Genomic DNA, 17,753 nt, shown 5'->3' with positions numbered 1-17,753 from the left:
GGGTTTCATGCGGAAGATACTCTTTACGTCTGGCATTGTGCTGGCTTTTATTGGGTATGCGTTCTTTTCCATCAGTGATGCTTGCTCCAAAGGGTTGGCAGGGGCGTTGGACCCTTTTGAGGTCGCCTTTTTTGGTGGTGTCTTTGGGTTTTTGATTGTCCCAACATTGCGGCGACCGCAGGAATCCTATAGCGCGCTGGTCCTCTCCAACCATCCATGGCTTTGGCTGTTACGAGCGGCGGCGGTGTTTGTGGCTACAGCAGCTAGTGTGGAAGCCTTTATGCTTCTACCCATGCCAGAGGCCCTCTCGCTCATGTTCCTTATGCCTTTCTTTGTGACGATTGTATCGGTCTTATTCCTTAAAGAGCAGGTGACGGGCTGGGCGTGGCTGTCTGTTCTGTTGGGGTTTGTCGGGGTGATGATTGTCCTGCGCCCCGGTATGAAGGCCCTTAATTTCGGCCATCTTTGTGCGGTCTTAGCCGCGATGTCCACCGCTGTGAGTGTGATTGCCTATCGCTTTGCGGGGAAGGAAGCGTCCCGCCTTACTTTGTTTGGTTCTAGCTTGTTTGGGCCGTTAGTGGGGGATGGGATTTTGATGGCGAAGCATTTCGTCATCCCTCATACAGTGGCGGAATGGCTATTGCTTTTTGGTTATGGCTTTTTGGCCGCTGCTGGGCAGTTGTTACTGATGTTGGCGGCCTCCATCGCCCCGGCTAATCGCGTGGCTTTGCCCCAATATAGCCAGATGGCTTGGATTGTGGCTTTTAGTTATTTCATCTTCCATCAACCTGTTGATGTGTGGGATGGGATTGGGATTCTGGTCGTTACCTTCTCTGGCATGCTGAATTGGCTGCGGCAGAAGATTCGCTTTGAGAAGATGATTCATCGTGGCTGGTGGTGGAAGCGTAAACCCTCCCCAGAGGTCATTGCGGCTACCCCAGCAGCAGTTATCACCCCGCCATTGCCGGAAACGCCTCATGATTAAGGGGCGGATCGCAGCATTGTGAGGCGGTGGTTATTCGTGGAAGCTATCTAAATCCCCAAAGCGGGTGAACTCCCCTTCAAAATAGAGGGGGATGGTGCCTGTGGGGCCGTGGCGTTGTTTCTCCAAAATAAGCTCGGCTTTATTATGGACAAGCGACATTTTGCGCTGCCATTCCTCAAGCGCAAGCTGGTACTTCTCCGGGCTGGAATAAGTGGAATCTTTAGGTTTGCGCTGTTGGAGGTAATATTCCTCACGATAGACAAACATCACCGCATCCGCATCTTGCTCAATCGAGCCTGATTCACGCAGGTCGGAGAGCATGGGGCGTTTATCATCGCGTGATTCCACTTGGCGAGATAGCTGGGAGAGCGCAATCACGGGGACGTCTAGCTCTTTTGCGATGGCTTTAAGCCCTTGTGTAATCATGGAGATTTCCAGCACGCGGCTATCGGGCCGTGTCCCAATGGCAGGGCGCATGAGCTGGAGATAATCCACCACCACAAGGCTTAGCCCGTGTGTTCGTGCAAGGCGGCGGCAGCGCGTTCGCATAGCGGAGAGGGAGATGGCCGGTGTATCGTCAATATGCAGCGGTAGGCGTTGTAGCTCCGTTGCGACACGGACAAAGCGGTCAAAATCCTTCGAGCCAATATCGCCACGGCGGATGCGCTCGCCCGAAACCTCTGCTTGCTCGGAGAGGATACGCGTGGCTAATTGCTCGGAGGACATTTCAAGGGAGAAAATAGCCACACTTCCGCGCGGTCTCTCAAGCCCTTCGTCTTGGGCCTCTTGCATCAGTGCGCGTGCGGCGGAGAAGGCGATTTTTGTCGCAAGGGCCGTTTTCCCCATAGCAGGCCGACCAGCGAGGATGAGCAGATCGGAGGGGTGCAACCCGCCTGTTTTTTTATCAAAATCGCGTAAGCCGGAGGTGAGGCCCACAATATCGCCCGTATGACGATAGGCTTGGTCGGCAATCTCCAGCGCACTCTTTAGGGCTTGGGAGAAAACGAGAAAGCCACCTTCTTGGCCTTTATCGGTTGCGAGATTAAAGAGGGCTTCCTCCGAGGCGGAGATTTGCTCTGGTCCGTCAAGGTCAGGGCGTGCCCCAAAGGCGTTATTGACAATATCCGTCCCAATGCCGATGAGCTGGCGGCGCACCCAGCAATCATGGATGACCTTCCCATAATCGCGCGCATTGACAATCCCCACCATGGCATTGAGCAGCTTAGCAACATACTCCGTCCCGCCCGCAGCAGCGAGGGTGGCACTGGCCTCAAAATCCCCGCGCATGGTGATGATGTCCACCCCGCCTTTGCCGCCATTACGCTCAATTCGCCGAGTGATAAGCTCATAAAGATGAGCATTGACAGCATCAGCAAAATGAGAGGGGTGGAGAAAGTCCGACACGCTCTCATAGGCTTTGTTATTGGTCAGAATCGCCCCTAAGAGGGCTTGCTCTGCCTGCATATTGGCAGGGGGGACACGCTGTAAAAGGCTTTGTAACTCCCCGCCTTGGTCTGTGGTGGGGCTAGTTTGTGGAGTAGGGTTTTGGTCGCTCATGAGAGGGGTCTTACGATGCAAAGTGAGGGGCAGGTGGGTTAGTGCGGTGTGGCACCATCAAGGGCGAGGGCACAGCCTGCGAGATATAAGCTACCACAAATGAGGACACGCGCCGGGGGGCTGTGCGGGGGGGCATGGTTGGTCCGCAAATAGTGTAGGGCGGTGCGAATATCAGGCCCTGCTATAGCCTCTCCCCCCGCAGCACGGGCAGCGTTAAGAATGGTAGGGACAGGCATAGCCAAATGCTGACCCGGCTCTGCCACGGCTTGGAGTGTGGTTGCATAGGGGATGAGCGGGCGGAGAAAGCCCGTAACATCCTTGCTGTCTTTTAGCCCGACAATCAGATGGAGGGGGCGATCCTGCCAGTGGTGGAGGACTTTTGCCAAAACCTCTCCCGCGCCGGGATTATGCCCGCCATCAAGGAGTAAGTCCCACCCGGTTGGGAGGGCGTGATGCAATGCCCCATGGAGGGGCTGTAAGCGAGCGGGCCATGTGGTTTTGGCAATGCCCGCAAAAGCATTTTGCGGCAGCGTAAGGCCCGCATGACGCAGGGCGGCAATGGCTAAGGCGGCATTATCGTATTGATGAGGGCCGTGGAGGGCCGGATAGGGTAGTGTGAGCGTGCCTTTATCATCGTGGTAAAGCAGCCCATCACGTTGCGTTGTGAGGGTGATGTCATGCCCTAACCGATAGAGCGGGGCCTGATGGGCGGTGGCGATGTCTGTGATGGCTTGCATGACGGCATCAGTCTGTGGTGCGACAAAGACAGGCACATTTTGCTTGATAATCCCCGCTTTTTCCCGCGCGATACCGGCGAGGTCATCCCCTAAAAAGGCCTGATGGTCGAGGCTGATAGAGGTGATGATGCAAGCGCGTGCTGTGGGGATGACATTTGTTGCATCAAACCGCCCGCCAAGGCCGACTTCAAGGATGAGAAGGTCCGCAGGGATACGGGAGAAGAGCAAAAACCCCGCTGCGGTGAGGACCTCAAAGACGGTGATGGGGGCCCCGTCATTGAGCCGTTCAATCTCCTCTAAAGTCGCGATGAGGTCATCTTCTGTTACAAGCTGCCCTGCAAGGCGAAAACGCTCTGTCACGCTGAGGAGGTGCGGGCTGGTCATGACATGCACTTTTAAGCCTGCTGCTTCAGCAATGGCGCGGAGATTGGCGCATGTGCTGCCCTTACCATTTGTCCCAGCGACATGGATGGTAGGGGGTAAGTGCTGCTCTGGGTGGCCAAGGCGAGCGAGTAGCCGTTCTAGCCGCTCTAAGGAGAGGTCGATGAGCTTGGGGTGGAGTTCTTGAAGGCGGCGCACCACCTCCCCCGTCCGCCCGTGGAACTCACCAGAGGGGAGGTTGGTTTGCGGGCTTGTTGCCATAATCGCCTATCCGGGTTTCTCAGAAGGGGAGGGGTCATACCCGGCCGTTTAGTCAGGAAAGGGCCGGGGCAATGGAATGTTAGGATGCTTTTTGGGCGGGAGCGTCTTTTGTGGGGCTGAGCATCCCTACGAGTCGTCCCAAAAGAGCGGGGAGTTCATCACGCGTGGCGATAAGGTCCACCATCCCATGGTCTTTGAGATATTCAGAGCGTTGGAAGCCTTCAGGCAACTCTTCACGCACTGTATCCCGAATCACACGCGGTCCTGCAAAGGCGATGAGCGCATTAGGCTCGGCAATATGGATGTCTCCCAACATGGCAAAGGAGGCCGACACCCCGCCTGTTGTGGGGTTGGTAAAGACAACAAGATAGGGCAAGCCGGCCTCGCGCAGCATCTCCACCCCGATGGTGGTGCGGGGCATTTGCATGAGGCTGACAACCCCTTCCTGCATCCGCGCCCCACCAGAGGCTGTAAAGATGATGAGCGGGGCTTTTTGCAAGATAGCGAGGCGACATGCTGCGAGGAAGGCCTCCCCTAACGCGCTGCCCATCGTCCCGGCCATGAACTCAAAAGCCATGACGGCAACAACGGCATCATGACCGCCAATTTTGCCATGTGCCACAAGGAGGGAATCCTCCAAGTTGGATTTAGAGCGTGCCGTTTTGAGGCGGTCTGTATAGCGTTTGGAATCGCGAAAGTGCAGCGGGTCAGCAGGGACGGAGGGTAGCTCAATGGTGGTGTAATGGCCGTCATCAAAGGTCCATGCCATACGCTCATGCGCCCCGGCACGCATATGGTGCCCACAATGGGGGCAGACTTTCTTTTTGCGGGTAAGCTCCTTAGTGAGCATCATTTGCGAGCAAGATTCACAGTTGGTCCAGAGGTTATCTGGGACCTCCCTTTGCAGCAGGCTCCGTAATTTGGGACGGACATGTTCGGTCAGCCAGCTCATGGTATTCTGTTCACTCTCCAGCAATGGTGCATCATTAGGGCCTATAAAGGCTGGGGGACTTTATCCGGGCTTGGGAAAAGATGCCAGCTTTCTCTTTGCACAAGGTGTATTTCTACGTTTTTAGGGCGGTTTTGTTAGTCATTTGTTTGTGAAAAGAGGCATACAGGGCCGTATGAAACACGGTATAAAGACCGCGAAGGCACGATGTGCAAAAGATAATAGACGAGAGGGGAGTCGGACATGCGTATGTTGATAGGGGATTATCTCATTCGCCGTTTGGCAGAGGCAGGCATTAGCCATCTTTTTGGTGTGCCAGGGGATTTTAATCTTTCCTTCTTAGAGCAGGTAGAGGCGGCTCCCTCTGTTAGCTTCGTTGGTAACTGTAATGAGCTTAACGCAGCTTACGCGGCTGATGGCTATGCCCGCACAGCAGGGCTTTGTGGGCTGGTCACCACCCTTGGGGTGGGGGACCTTGGGGCCATTAGCGGCATCGCTGGGGCTTATGCAGAGCGTGTGCCTTTTGTACATATTACGGGGATTCCCCCCCTGCATGCGGTGGAAAGCCGTGCCTTATTGCATCACACATTGGCTGATGGGGGTTATGGTAATATTGGCCGCTGCATGGCTGAATATACAGTCGCACAAGCGCGCCTCACCCCAGCTAATGCTGTGGAGGAGATTGATCGTGTCCTCCAAGCCTGTTGGCGGGAGCGGCGGCCTGTCCATCTTCAACTTCCTTCGGACATTACCCATTTAAGCATTGAGGTGCCCGATGCACCGCTTGTCTTGGAGGATTCACAAGGCGATGCGGAGCAAGTGGCCCTCGCAGCTGAGCATATTGCCACACGCCTTGCCGCAGCGCGTCATCCTGTTATGATTCTTGATGCTGATGTGGATCGTTTCGGCACGGCCTCCTTGGTGGCCGACTTAGCCGAACGAGGCGTCATTGCTTGTGTGGCCACGGCCCCTGCCAAAGCTGTGTTGGATGAGACCGCCCCTTATTATCTAGGTGGGTATGTGGGGGCTGCGAGTCGTCCTGATATAAGGGAGCTTGTCAGTCAGTCCGATTGTGTGATTGGCCTTGGGCTACGCTTTACCGAGATTAATACGGGCTTTTTTACGCAGAAGATTCGGCCAGAGGCTTTTATTAATATCTTAGCCCATGAGGTAAGCCTTGCTGGGCGGTCTATCCCTGCTGCACCGATGGCAGCGGTGTTGAAGGCTTTATTAGCAAAACTCTCCCCTAGCACACGCACATTGCCCGCGCGCCCTGCGACAGGGGCAGCGAGTGCACCCGGGCAAGGGGATGATGCCCTCACCCATGCGGCTCTTTGGCCCCGTGTGGCGGCCTTCTTGCGGGAAGGAGACGTGATTATTGGTGAGGCCGGGACAAGCAATACTGCCCTTTTGGGGACAGCCTTCCCCCAAAAGACGCGTTATATCGCCCAGCCCATATGGGGGGCGATTGGCTATACACTCCCCGCTTTATTTGGCTCTTATATGGGAAGCCCGGAACGGCGGCATATTTTGTTCATCGGGGATGGGTCCTTTCAATTAACAGTGCAGGAGCTTTCTTCCATCCTCCGTCATGGGCAGAAGCCAATCATCTTCTTGCTTAATAATAAGGGTTATACGATCGAGCGTCTCATTCTTGGGGAGCGGTCACGGTATAACGATATTGCAAATTGGCGTTATGCGGCTTTGCCTCATGCCTTCGACCGTGAGGATAAAGCTCTCTCCCTCGTAGTGGAGCGTGTGAGTGAGTTAGAGGATGCGCTCAAACAAGCAGAGCAGGCCGATAAAGCTGTGTTTATTGAGCTGATTTTGCCAGAGATGGACGCGCCAGAGGCTCTCAAGAGGTTCGGCATAGCCGTGGCTGATTATGATTACGGCCCCACAGGCCCGCGCAATGCCAGCACGCAGACACACGCACAGAAAGGATGAGCCACGCTTATGTTTCACTCTGTTGAGCAATCGCCGGGAGACCCGATTCTTTCTCTTGTGGAAGATTTTAAGCGGGATAAGCGGGCGGAGAAGGTCAATCTCAGCATTGGGCTTTATTATGATGAGGCGGGGCAGGTCCCTCAATTAGCCTGCATCCGTAAAGCCTATGAGAGGTTGGCAAATACATGGGATAAGCCGGAGCTTTACCTCCCGATGGAGGGCCTCGCCTCTTATCGGCAGGCTGTGCAACATATGTTGTTCGGTGAGGAGAGCGAGGCTGTAAAAGCGGGGCGTATTGCCACAGTCCAAACTCTTGGCGGCTCTGGGGCGTTAAAAATTGGTGCGGATTTTCTGCATCGTTATTTTCCCCAAGCTGACCTATGGGTGAGCCGCCCTACATGGGAGAATCATATCGCCATCTTTGCTGGGGCGGGCTTTACAACGCATGAATATCCTTATTTCGACCCCAAAACAGGCGGGGTGGATTTTGAGGCGATGTGCGCATGTATCCGGCAGATTCCGGCTGGGGACGTGGTTTTGTTGCACCCTTGTTGCCATAACCCCACCGGTGCAGACCTTAGCGAGGCCCAATGGGATGTGCTGATTCCTTTGTTGAAGGAGCGGCGGTTAGTCCCTTTCCTCGACCTTGCTTATCAAGGGTTGGGCAGCACGTTAGAGGCAGATGTGTATGCCGCCCGGGCGATGGTGAAAGCTGGGATGGCGTTTTTGCTGAGCAACTCATTCTCTAAAGTGTTTTCCCTTTATGGGGACCGGATTGGGGCTTTGTCGGTCGTCTGTCAGGATGAAGAAACGGCGGAGCGGCTGCTAAGCCAGCTAAAGGTAACGGTACGGCGTAATTATTCCAGCCCGCCAGTCCGAGGGGCGCAGCTTGTTAATATCGTGCTGAATGATAAAGAGCTGGCTCGCCTCTGGCGGGAGGAAGTCGCCGCTATGGGCGCGCGCATCCGCGCAATGCGCCAGAGTTTACATACCCAGCTTTCCACCCGTTTACCGGGGCAGGACTTCCAGTATCTTTTGGCGCAGCGCGGTATGTTTAGCATGATGAAGCTAACCCCTGCCCAAGCAGACCGTTTACGCGAGGAATATGGCGTTTACATTCTGCGGAGTGGCCGTGTTTGCATGGCCGGTCTGAATGAGCAGAACCTCCCGCCTGTGGTCAATGCCCTTGCGGCGGTTTTCTCCACCAGCGCGTAAAGTAAGTGCGTAAGGGGAAAGGGCCTCGTTAAAGAGGCCCTTTTTCAAAGGTTTTACGTTTGGATTTATGGGCCTGTTCGGGCAAGAAGGGTGGGGCGAAACGGAGCCGGATAGCGTTACCAAGAACAAACAGGCTAGAGAACGCCATGGCCCCCGCGGCGAAGGCTGGGGAGAGCATGATATGGGCCAGCGGATATAAGGCCCCGGCTGCGAGGGGAATCAGCACGATATTGTAAATAAAAGCCCAAAAGAGATTCTGCCGGATGACCTTCATGGTCGAGCGTGAGAGCGTGATGGCGTCAGGGACACTCATCAGGCTATCGCGGGTGAGGACGAGGTCAGCAGCCTCAATGGCGATGTCTGTTCCGTGGCTGATGGCAAGCCCTGTATCGGCTAAAGCGAGGGCGGGGGCATCGTTAATGCCATCCCCTACAAAGGCAACCGGCCCATGCAGCTTTTGTAGCGTCTGTATGGTAGCACCTTTCTCCTCTGGCATAACATGCGCGATGACATCTTCAATCCCTGCCTGTTGGGCGATGGAACGGGCTGTGGCTTCAATATCCCCGGTAATCATGACGGTGCGGATATGCGCGTTCTTTAGCGCGGCGATGGCTGCGGCGGCAGAGGGGCGGATAGGGTCGGCAATCGCCATTAAGGCGATGATGCGGCCTTTATAGGTCATATAAAGGGGGGATGTTCCCTTCTGGCTTAGCGTGTCAGCCAAGCGGTTTGCCTCGGCAGAATAATGACCGAGTGACTTCATATAAGCATGGTTGCCAAGATGGATGTGATGGCCTGCCTCATCTTGCGCTTCAATCCCCAACCCGGTGAGGGTGCTGACATAACGAACAGGCGGCAGCGTTACAGCCCGCTCCTCCGCGGCTTGGGTAATCGCCCGGGCCAAAGGATGGTCGGAATGTCGCTCCACAGCCGCAGCGAGGGCGAGGAGTGCTTCCTCCGTTATTGTATCATCAAGGCGATAGATGTCCGTAAGATGAGGTTGGCCTTTGGTGAGGGTGCCTGTTTTATCAAAAGCAACAAGGCGTGTATGGCCGAGGGATTGCAGGGCCTCGCCTTTGCGAAAGAGGATGCCTATCTCCGCGCCTTTACCCGTTGCCACCATGATGGCCGTAGGGGTCGCAAGCCCCATCGCGCAAGGGCAAGCGGCAATGAGGACGGCAATAGCGTTGGTAAGAGCATAGATAAAGGAGGGGGCAGGCCCTATGATGAGCCATAATAGGAAGGTCAGCCCAGCAATGGCGATAATAACGGGCACAAACCAGAGAATGACCTTATCCACTAAGGATTGAATAGGGAGTTTGCTGCCCTGTGCATGCTCCACCATGCTGATGATGCGCGCCAGAACAGTATCAGCCCCCGTGGCTGTGGCCTGAATGGTCAATGCGCCTTCTTGGTTTAGCGTCCCCCCAATGATGGTTTCACCCACACCGCGCGGGGTGGGGAGGGCCTCGCCTGTCAGCATGGATTCATCAAGATGGCTTTTGCCTTCCAAAATGACGCCATCCAGCGGTACGCGTTCCCCGGGGCGGATGAGGAGCTGATCTCCCGGCTTTATCTGCGCGATGGGGACATCATGCCCCCCTCCATTATGGAGGCGGTGCGCCTCTTGGGGTTGGAGGCAGATGAGTTTTTCTAACGCGGCGGAGGTACGGCCTTTCGCGCGGGCCTCTAACAAACGGCCAAGCAGGACGAGCGTGATGATGCCTAAAATAGTATCAAAATAGAGATGCTGTGTTTCTGCGGGTAATAAGGCAGAGGCAAAGACAACAAGGCTGGAATAAAGATAAGCTGCCCCCGTACCGAGGGCAACGAGGGTGTTCATCGTTGGGGTGCGGTGGAGCAGCGCGGGGAGACCGGCCCGATAAAATTGTCGCCCCGGCCCGATGAGGGCGAGTGTCGCAAACACCCATTGCAGCCAAGGCCGCCATCCTACAGGGATAAAGCCAAAGCCGTGACCCATACTCATAAATAAGATGAGCAACCAAAGGATGACCGCATGTAATAAATCGTGTCGGAGCGCGCGCGTTTGGGCCTCACGATGTGTTTTGCGGTCTTGTACTGTACGATGCGCCTCTTGTTGGATGAGCGGTGCCGCCCCAAACCCAACAGTCTTGACGGCCCCGATGAGAGCCTCCTGAGAGGCTGTGCCTGTAATCTGAGCCTGTTGTGTTGCAAGATTTACATGAGCATCCGTTACGCCCGGTACAGCTTTTAAGGCTTTCTCCACCCGTGCGGAGCAGGATGCGCAGCTCATACCCTCGATAAGAAGTGTGCGTGATGATGGGGAGGATGTAGGCACGCAGGGCCTCCTAAGAGTGAGGACGTTTGTAATATTATATTTATGATAGGGCTTTGCAGGGGGTAGCAAAAGCCTTTCTTTTAGGGAGGGGCAGAAGTGGCACGGCCCTTAGCACGACATATGCAGAAAAAAGAACTCTCCCATGAGGGCAGGCCCCCTTATTCTTTATGATGAGGGTGTTATGTTTACCAAATGTCAGTATTTTTCTGACGGAACTATAAGATTCAATCTGTCTATCAGCTCCTTTTAAGAGAGGGGCGGAGCAGTGTTGAAGGAGGGGAAACCCATGGCAGACGCTCTTAATGTCGATGCGCTTAAAACAAAAGCAGAGCAGACCCTTAACAAGGCTGGGAATGCTGTTGATACAGACGCGCTAAAAGCTAAAGCACATGAGCAAGCACGTCAGGCACAGCATGCTTTTAATGAGCTGAATAACGAGTTGAAGCAGCCTAAAGGCCGTTGCCAATGTGTTGGCCATACGCTGCTTTGGGGCGGTATCATCGTTGCTGCTCTAGCAGGCCTTTGCGCTATCGGCCGCTGGCTGAAGAAGTAAGCTTATATCATCACGCTTTGTTATAGATAAAGCATGATGCCCCCGGCCTTCCTACAGGCCGGGGTTTTTTGTGGCCTATCCCCGCACGGCCTTTGCTAGGGAGCGGATTTTCTCCAAAGCGGTGGGGAGGCTTGCTGCAGTGGCGCGGCCTTGCTCATCATAGGTGGCGGCCATCTCTTTGATAATGGCGGAGGCCACAACGGCCCCATTGCTAATGCGCGAGGCTGTGCGGGCTTGCTCTGGCGTGGTGATGCCAAAGCCTGCCACAATAGGGAGGTCCGTTGCGCCGCGGAGGCGTGTCATTGCAGCTTTTAGCTGCTCCTCTGTAGCACTGCGCGTGCCGGTAATGCCGGTGATGCTCACATAATATACAAAGCCGCTGGCGTCTTTCAGAATGGTTTTGAGCCGCTCATCAGGCGTTGTAGGGGCCGTGAGGGTGATGATGTCCAGCCCTTCCGCCTTGGCATAGGGGGCGAGTTCCTCAACTTCTTCAGGGGGTAAATCTACGATGATGAGCCCATCCACACCGGCTTGACGCGCGTCTTTGCAAAAACGCTCTACCCCGTAATGGTTGATGGGATTGTAATAGCCCATGAGAATAATGGGCGTATGGTCATCACCTTGGCGGAATTGGTGGATAAGCTCTAACACACCCTTGAGAGTCGCACCAGCTTTAAGGCCACGTTGGGCGGCGAGTTGGATGGTTGGGCCATCTGCCGAGGGGTCGGAGAACGGCACGCCAACTTCGATGAGGTCCGCCCCGGCTTCGGGCATTTGGCGCAGCAGGGCAAGGGAGGTTTCGTAATCAGGGTCGAACGCTTCTAGATAGGGGAGTAAGGCCCCGCGTCCTTCTGCTTTTAGGCGGTCAAAACAGGCTTTGATGCGGCTCATAATGGCTCTCCTTACAATTTTACGCCGAGATGGGCCGCAACAGTGGGAACATCCTTATCCCCCCGGCCGGATAGATTAACAATGATGGTTTGGCTCTTCTCCATCTTGGGGGCCATGACAATGGCATGGGCTACCGCATGGGCACTCTCTAAGGCGGGGATAATGCCCTCCAGCTTTGTAAGGGTTTGGAAGGCCTCCAGAGCTTGCTGGTCTGTCGCACTGACGTAGTTCACCCGGCCAATATCATGAAGCCATGAATGTTCTGGCCCGATGCCCGGATAATCCAGCCCCGCGCTGATAGAGTGGGCTTCTGTAATTTGCCCGTGATCATCTTGCAGCAGATAGGTACGGTTACCATGCAGCACACCGGGCGTACCGCGGGCGATAGAGGCCGCTGTTTTGCCGCTATCTAGCCCCAAGCCTGCGGCCTCCACGCCATAAAGGGGGACCTCTGCATCATCAAGGAAGGGATGGAAAATCCCCATCGCGTTAGACCCGCCCCCAATGGCAGCGATAACGGCATCGGGCAAACGGCCTGTTTGCTCCTGTATTTGCTCACGCGCTTCTGTCCCGATGACGGATTGGAAGTCCCTCACCATGGCCGGATAAGGGTGAGGCCCCGCGACCGTGCCGACAAGGAAGTAAGTGTTCGCTACATTAGCTACCCAATCGCGCATGGCTTCATTCATAGCGTCTTTTAAGGTGCCGGCCCCGGCTGTAACGGGGTGGACTTTAGCCCCCAGCAGATGCATGCGAAAGACATTGGGTTTTTGCCGTTCTACATCGGTGGCGCCCATATAGATTTCACATTCCAACCCAAAGAGGGCGCAGACAGTGGCTGTGGCCACACCATGTTGCCCAGCCCCGGTCTCTGCCACAATGCGGGTTTTGCCCATACGGCGGGCAAGGAGAATCTGGCCCATCACATTATTGAGCTTGTGGGAGCCTGTATGGTTTAGCTCCTCCCGCTTGAGGTAAATCTGCGCGCCGCCGAGTGTCTCGCTCAGCCGTTTAGCGTGCCAGAGCGGGCTAGGGCGGCCAACATAATGGCGGAGGTAATAATCTAACTCGTTTTGGAAGGCCGGGTCTGTTTTGGCGTGAGCATAGGCTTTTTCCAACTCTAGCATGAGGGGCATGAGGGTTTCTGCGACAAAACGCCCCCCATGAATCCCGAAATGCCCGCGTTCATCTGGCCCGGTGCGGAGGGAGTTAAGCTGGCTGGTGATGGGTGTGTTTGTAGGCATGATATGTATCTTTGCGTTGTGAAAAGAGGGATTAGTCGATGGTTGGCGTGGGGGAGTGCAGCCCTAGAGCGTGCTGGACGAGGGCCTCTTGCTCAGCTTGATGAATACTCGCAAGCCCCGTAGCGGGAGAGGCAGAGGCCTTGCGGCCCGCATAAAGCGGACGGGTGCAGCGATGGCCGACATCATGCAAGCAGGCTTCAATACGCCGGTCCACAAAGTGCCATGCCCCGCCATTTTCTGGCTCTTCTTGGCACCAGATGACCTCTTGCGCCTCTGGGTGATGGCCAAGCTCTTCAGCTAACGCATGGTGAGGGAAGGGGTAAAGCTGCTCCAACCGAATGATGGCGCAATGGGACAGATCCATCTCATCGCGTTTTTGTAGAAGGTCGTAATACACCTTCCCGCTACATAGCACGACTCGTTTGGCCCCACCGGGGCAGGTGGCATCTGCCAGAATGGGGAGGAAGCGTGTATGCGGCCCCATATCGCTAAGCGGTGAGACAGCCAGCTTATGGCGGAGGAGCGATTTGGGGCTGAACACCACCAAAGGCTTACGGCAACGGCGGGCAATTTGCCGCCGCAAGAGGTGGAAGAAGCTTGCTGGGCTGGAGGGCATACAGACGCGCATATTATTCTCCGCACAAAGCTGGAGAAAACGCTCTGGCCGCGCAGAGGAATGTTCTGGCCCGGCCCCCTCATAACCATGTGGCAAGAGCAGGGTAAGGCCTGAGGTACGCAGCCATTTTGTCTCCCCTGCGGAGAGGAATTGGTCGATGATAATTTGTGCACCATTGGCGAAGTCGCCAAATTGCCCTTCCCACAGCACCAACGCATCAGGATTGCCGAGGGAATAACCATATTCAAACCCCATCACGCCATATTCGGAGAGAGGGGAGTTCCATACATTCACAGGGGCTTGGCGCGGGGCGATATGAGCTAGTGGCGTATAATGATGGCCCGTATGTTGGTCTGTCAGCACGGCATGGCGTTGGCTAAAGGTCCCACGGCCACAATCCTGCCCAGAGAGGCGCACTGCGTGGCCATCTAAAGCCAGCGTACCAAAAGCGAGGGCTTCTGCCGTGGCCCAATCGACTGGCCCGCCCTCGGCTAAGGTGGCCTGCCGTGCTTTAAGTTGCCGGGCAAGGCGGGGATGAATGTTAAATGTGGTGGGGACAGTCGTTAGGGCCTCCCCCACCTGTTGCAGACGGGGAAGGGGCACGCCCGTCATGGGCTGGATACGCTCTGGCGTGTCGAGCAAACGGGTGGGGTCTTGTGGGCTATAATCAAGCCAATCGGTTGGGTCTGGCTGGTAGGTGTCGGCTTCCTCAAAAGCACGATGAAGTTGAGCCTGCACATCCTCCCATAACGCATCAATCTCGGCAGGGTGGATGTTCGTCTCCGCGAGGACCTTCTTGGCATAGAGGGTGCGTAAGGTGGGATGCTGGCTGATCGTTTGCACCATCGCAGGTTGTGTAAAAGCGGGGTCATCCGTCTCATTATGGCCATGACGGCGATAGCTGATGATGTCCACCACAATATCGCTGGCGAAGGTCTTGCGCCATTCATGCGCTAAAGCCGCACAACGGGCCACAGCTTCGGGATTATCACCATTAACATGCAGAATAGGGGCCTGCACGGTTTTGGCGACATCGGTGTTCCATAAGCCAGAATGAGCGGCCTCTGGGCTGGTGGTAAACCCAACTTGGTTATTGACGATGATATGCACTGTCCCACCCGTGCGATACCCTTCTAAGCGGGAGAGTTGGAGTGTTTCATACACAACACCTTGCCCCGCAAAGGCGGCATCCCCATGGACGAGAATCCCAAGATGCTTCTGGCGGGTTTCGTCTTTATCTTTATCTTGGTCCGCACGGACGCGGCCTAGCACGACAGGATCCACAGCCTCCAAATGGGAGGGGTTGGGCAGCAGGGAGATGCGGATTTCGTGACGGCCCTGACGGATGGTGGTTGTGGTGCCGAGATGATATTTCACATCACCAGAGACACGGATACCCTCTGGGTAGAAGGCCTTGCCTGCGAACTCGCTAAAGATAGCGGCATAGGGTTTACGCAGGATATTGGCCATGACATTCAGCCGCCCGCGATGAGGCATCCCTAGGGAGATGGAGCGTACATCATCGCGTGCTGCCTCATTGAGCAGGGCTTGCAGCGCGACAATGAGGCTCTCTCCTCCCTCTAACCCAAAGCGGCGCATCCCGGTGAAGCGTTGTTGGCAAAAGGTCTCAAACCCTTCCGCACGGGTGAGCAAGCTGAGGATGCGCTCTTGGGAGAGGGGGAGAGCTGTTGAGGGATGAGTCTCTAAACGGTCGATCCACCATTGCCGTTGTTGGCTATCATGGAGGTGCATAAACTCTGCCCCAATCGGCCCGCAATAAGCGCGTTTTAGATGAGCTAGTAAGGCAGGGTCGGTGTGGCTATCGGGGGTGAGGGCATCATGCGGGCGGGCAGGGCGTAGGCCAAGCGGGTCTAGCTCGGCATGGAGATGACCACAAAGGCGGAAAGCTTCTTTAAGTCGCTCATCACGCAATTCTGCCTCGGAGGAAGGCGAGGAGGGCAAAGCGGCCTCGTCCTCCGAAGCGGGGTTGCCCATGGTGGTAAAAAGCGCATCATAATCAGGATGGACAGAGGTCGGGTCCTCCACCCATTGGGTGTATAGCTCGCCGAGATAAGCGATGTTCTCGCCATTAATGGCATGGTGATGGTTCGGTGAGCCCGTCATGATGGCATGGTTCCTTTTCGCCTCGCTGGGGTGTATTTTTAACGCATCCTGCGATGAAGGCAAAATCTTCTCTTTGATGTGAAGGGCATGAGCGAGAATGATGGCTTGCTTGCCTTGCCGGGGAGGGGTAGCTTGCTTTCTATTATGAGTGCTATTTCTCTCAATTATGAGGCTGTGCAGCAAGCACGCCTCCAGCATAAGCCGTGCCCGCATCTTGTGGTGCCGGATTTTTTGGCAGGGCCGTCTCTTATGCGGGCGGTGTCGTTATTGCCAGAGATAAAAGCCGGTGGGTCTTACCCCTTAGCGGCTTTGTCGCTCCATCCAGAGCTAAAGAGCATGATGGAGGAGTTCGCTGGGCCGCGTTTAAAAGCCATTGTGGCAGAGAGATTTGGCCTAGATGTGCAAACCGCCCCAAGCATGGTGACAATGCGCGGGCAAACGCGCGCTAAAGATGGCCGGATTCATCGTGATAGTGCCTCTAAGCGGGTGACAATTCTTCTTTATCTTAATGACCCTACACAGGATTGGGCGCATCAGGGCGGGTGTTTGCGCTTTTTGAATGGGCCGGATGATGTGGAGGATTATGTAAGTGAGATTCCACCTGTTGGGGGGACGTTGGTTATTTTCCCCAATGGGCCGGATACATGGCACGGGCATCGCCCTTATATAGGGCCGCGCTATACAATTCAGTTGAATTACATGGCACGGGATAAACGCGCCCAGTATGAGCTTTTACGGCATCGTGTCTCTGCTTTTTGGAAGCGGTTGGTTTCGTAAAATAAGTTGGTTTGTAAGAGGCCGTTGAGGCGGAGATGAAGGCAAAGGCATACCCTTTGCTGATAAGAGGAGAGTGAGACGATGGGGTATAGAGTTGCTGTTGTTGGGGCTACGGGGGCTGTTGGGCGTGAGATCCTCAAAACATTGGCGGAGCGTCAGTTCCCAGTTGATGAGATTGTAGCCCTCGCCTCTGCTCGCTCGGCAGGGCGGGAGGTCTCCTTTGGAGACAAGACGGTTCTGAAGGTTCAGAATCTCGAGACGTTCGATTTCACAGGGTGGGATATTGCGCTCTTTTCCCCTGGCGGGGCTGTATCGGCCAAATACGCGCCTAAGGCTGCGGCGGCAAAATGTTTGGTCGTGGATAATACATCCCATTTCCGTATGGAGCCGGGTATCCCCCTCGTTGTGCCGGAGGTCAATGCCAGTGCTTTAAAGAAGGCGCGTAAAGGCATTATCGCTAACCCTAACTGCTCTACCGCTCAGATGATGGTGGCGTTGAAGCCACTGCATGATTTGTTCAGCATTGAGCGTGTGGTGGTCTCGACCTATCAGGCTGTCTCTGGGGCAGGGAAGTCCGGCATGGATGAGCTGTTTAGCCAGACAAAAGGTAGCTTTGTGAATGATGCGCCCACCATTGCACAATTTACAAAGCAGATTGCCTTTAACCTCATCCCGCATATTGATCGCTTTATGGAGGATGGTTCCACCAAGGAAGAATGGAAGATGGCGGTCGAGACTCGTAAGATTCTGGACCCGGACATCAAGGTCCTTGCCACATGCGTGCGCGTGCCGGTCTTTATTGGTCACTCTGAGGCGATTAGCATTGAATGTCGTAAGCCGGTGGATTTAGAGAAAGCCCGCGCGGCGTTGCGGAAAGCCCCCGGTGTGATTTTGCGTGATGAGCGTGAAGATGGTGGCTACGTCACCCCAATCGAATGTGTGGGTGAGGATGATACCTACATCTCCCGCCTGCGGATTGACCCGACTGTAAAGCATGGTCTGGCCTTTTGGTGTGTGTCGGATAATCTCCGTAAGGGGGCGGCCCTTAATGCTGTACAAATTGCCGAGAGCCTGCATGAGCAGCATTTGATTGGCAAGGACTCCCCACTTTGGAAGCCAGCTCCCCGCCCAGAAGAGCCATCGTAATTACGGGTGGGTTAATAGATGGTGCTTATCGCAATGCTGGGGTGAAATCC

The 17,753-nt window shown here is 55.3% G+C and carries 13 protein-coding genes; 6 read left to right on the top strand and 7 right to left on the bottom strand.

All coding sequences use genetic code 11. From position 1 onward, the window contains the following. Positions 1–7: 7 nt before the first annotated feature. A complete protein-coding gene (locus NQF89_RS00615; RefSeq protein WP_155572652.1) occupies positions 8–985 on the top strand; it encodes a DMT family transporter in 978 nt (325 codons plus the stop codon). Between the two features lie 30 nt (positions 986–1,015). On the opposite strand, the gene NQF89_RS00610 is transcribed toward NQF89_RS00615, so the two are convergent. The 3 genes from NQF89_RS00610 to accD all read right to left on the bottom strand — a co-directional run bounded on the left by NQF89_RS00610 (position 1,016) and on the right by accD (position 4,873). Further along, on the bottom strand, positions 1,016–2,542 hold the full coding sequence (locus NQF89_RS00610) for a replicative DNA helicase (RefSeq protein WP_099026451.1): 1,527 nt from the start codon (positions 2,540–2,542) through the stop codon (positions 1,016–1,018). Positions 2,543–2,580: 38 nt separating this feature from the next. Further along, complete coding sequence (locus NQF89_RS00605; RefSeq protein WP_266137261.1) at positions 2,581–3,921, bottom strand: bifunctional folylpolyglutamate synthase/dihydrofolate synthase; 1,341 nt, start codon at positions 3,919–3,921, stop codon at positions 2,581–2,583. A gap of 79 nt (positions 3,922–4,000) precedes the next feature. Further along, positions 4,001–4,873, bottom strand: coding sequence for an acetyl-CoA carboxylase, carboxyltransferase subunit beta (gene accD, locus NQF89_RS00600; RefSeq protein WP_099026449.1), 873 nt, complete (start codon positions 4,871–4,873; stop codon positions 4,001–4,003). Positions 4,874–5,113: 240 nt separating this feature from the next. On the opposite strand from accD, the gene NQF89_RS00595 reads away from it, so the two are divergent. Together NQF89_RS00595 and NQF89_RS00590 are read left to right on the top strand one after the other, a co-directional pair. After that, positions 5,114–6,817, top strand: a complete 1,704-nt coding sequence (locus NQF89_RS00595) for an alpha-keto acid decarboxylase family protein (RefSeq protein ID WP_266137260.1) — start codon at positions 5,114–5,116, stop codon at positions 6,815–6,817. A 9-nt stretch (positions 6,818–6,826) separates the two neighbouring features. Then, positions 6,827–8,032 carry an amino acid aminotransferase gene (locus NQF89_RS00590; RefSeq protein ID WP_266137259.1) on the top strand — a complete coding sequence of 402 codons (1,206 nt, stop codon included), beginning with the start codon at positions 6,827–6,829 and terminating at the stop codon, positions 8,030–8,032. A 28-nt stretch (positions 8,033–8,060) separates the two neighbouring features. Here the strand turns inward: NQF89_RS00590 and NQF89_RS00585 are convergent, their stop codons facing one another. Then, positions 8,061–10,352, bottom strand: coding sequence for a heavy metal translocating P-type ATPase (locus NQF89_RS00585; protein WP_266137258.1), 2,292 nt, complete (start codon positions 10,350–10,352; stop codon positions 8,061–8,063). Positions 10,353–10,638: 286 nt separating this feature from the next. Here NQF89_RS00585 and NQF89_RS00580 point away from each other — a divergent pair, with 286 nt between their 5' ends. Next, positions 10,639–10,905, top strand: coding sequence for a hypothetical protein (locus NQF89_RS00580; protein ID WP_099026445.1), 267 nt, complete (start codon positions 10,639–10,641; stop codon positions 10,903–10,905). A gap of 75 nt (positions 10,906–10,980) precedes the next feature. Here NQF89_RS00580 and trpA read toward each other — a convergent pair whose 3' ends face one another. From trpA to NQF89_RS00565, 3 genes are read right to left on the bottom strand one after another with little or no spacing between them, the layout of a single operon-like run. Further along, entirely contained in the window at positions 10,981–11,796 is an 816-nt protein-coding gene (trpA, locus tag NQF89_RS00575; protein WP_155578958.1) for a tryptophan synthase subunit alpha, read from the bottom strand. A gap of 11 nt (positions 11,797–11,807) precedes the next feature. Then, on the bottom strand, positions 11,808–13,040 hold the full coding sequence (gene trpB, locus NQF89_RS00570; RefSeq protein WP_099026443.1) for a tryptophan synthase subunit beta: 1,233 nt from the start codon (positions 13,038–13,040) through the stop codon (positions 11,808–11,810). 31 nt (positions 13,041–13,071) lie between these two features. Continuing rightward, on the bottom strand, positions 13,072–15,780 hold the full coding sequence (locus NQF89_RS00565) for a 2-oxoglutarate dehydrogenase E1 component (RefSeq protein WP_266137257.1): 2,709 nt from the start codon (positions 15,778–15,780) through the stop codon (positions 13,072–13,074). A gap of 87 nt (positions 15,781–15,867) precedes the next feature. On the opposite strand from NQF89_RS00565, the gene NQF89_RS00560 reads away from it, so the two are divergent. Beyond that, complete coding sequence (locus NQF89_RS00560; RefSeq protein ID WP_230873221.1) at positions 15,868–16,557, top strand: 2OG-Fe(II) oxygenase; 690 nt, start codon at positions 15,868–15,870, stop codon at positions 16,555–16,557. An 81-nt stretch (positions 16,558–16,638) separates the two neighbouring features. Continuing rightward, positions 16,639–17,703: an aspartate-semialdehyde dehydrogenase gene (locus tag NQF89_RS00555; protein WP_155572660.1), complete on the top strand. Its 1,065-nt coding sequence runs from the start codon at positions 16,639–16,641 to the stop codon at positions 17,701–17,703. Positions 17,704–17,753 lie beyond the last annotated feature (50 nt).

This window comes from Bombella pollinis (genome assembly GCF_026385485.1).
Taxonomy (GTDB): domain Bacteria; phylum Pseudomonadota; class Alphaproteobacteria; order Acetobacterales; family Acetobacteraceae; genus Bombella; species Bombella pollinis.
The sequence above is the reverse complement of the archived record's forward strand: the minus strand, read 5'-3'. Positions and strand labels throughout refer to the sequence as shown.

What these genes read in the sequence shown, in the direction of transcription:
- NQF89_RS00615 (WP_155572652.1), top strand. Translation starts at nt 8, where the DNA reads ATGCGGAAGATACTCTTTACGTCTGGCATTGTGCTGGCTTTTATTGGG.
- NQF89_RS00610 (WP_099026451.1), bottom strand. Translation starts at nt 2,542, where the DNA reads ATGAGCGACCAAAACCCTACTCCACAAACTAGCCCCACCACAGACCAA.
- NQF89_RS00605 (WP_266137261.1), bottom strand. Translation starts at nt 3,921, where the DNA reads ATGGCAACAAGCCCGCAAACCAACCTCCCCTCTGGTGAGTTCCACGGG.
- accD (WP_099026449.1), bottom strand. Translation starts at nt 4,873, where the DNA reads ATGAGCTGGCTGACCGAACATGTCCGTCCCAAATTACGGAGCCTGCTG.
- NQF89_RS00595 (WP_266137260.1), top strand. Translation starts at nt 5,114, where the DNA reads ATGCGTATGTTGATAGGGGATTATCTCATTCGCCGTTTGGCAGAGGCA.
- NQF89_RS00590 (WP_266137259.1), top strand. Translation starts at nt 6,827, where the DNA reads ATGTTTCACTCTGTTGAGCAATCGCCGGGAGACCCGATTCTTTCTCTT.
- NQF89_RS00580 (WP_099026445.1), top strand. Translation starts at nt 10,639, where the DNA reads ATGGCAGACGCTCTTAATGTCGATGCGCTTAAAACAAAAGCAGAGCAG.
- trpA (WP_155578958.1), bottom strand. Translation starts at nt 11,796, where the DNA reads ATGAGCCGCATCAAAGCCTGTTTTGACCGCCTAAAAGCAGAAGGACGC.
- trpB (WP_099026443.1), bottom strand. Translation starts at nt 13,040, where the DNA reads ATGCCTACAAACACACCCATCACCAGCCAGCTTAACTCCCTCCGCACC.
- NQF89_RS00565 (WP_266137257.1), bottom strand. Translation starts at nt 15,780, where the DNA reads ATGACGGGCTCACCGAACCATCACCATGCCATTAATGGCGAGAACATC.
- NQF89_RS00560 (WP_230873221.1), top strand. Translation starts at nt 15,868, where the DNA reads ATGAGCGAGAATGATGGCTTGCTTGCCTTGCCGGGGAGGGGTAGCTTG.
- NQF89_RS00555 (WP_155572660.1), top strand. Translation starts at nt 16,639, where the DNA reads ATGGGGTATAGAGTTGCTGTTGTTGGGGCTACGGGGGCTGTTGGGCGT.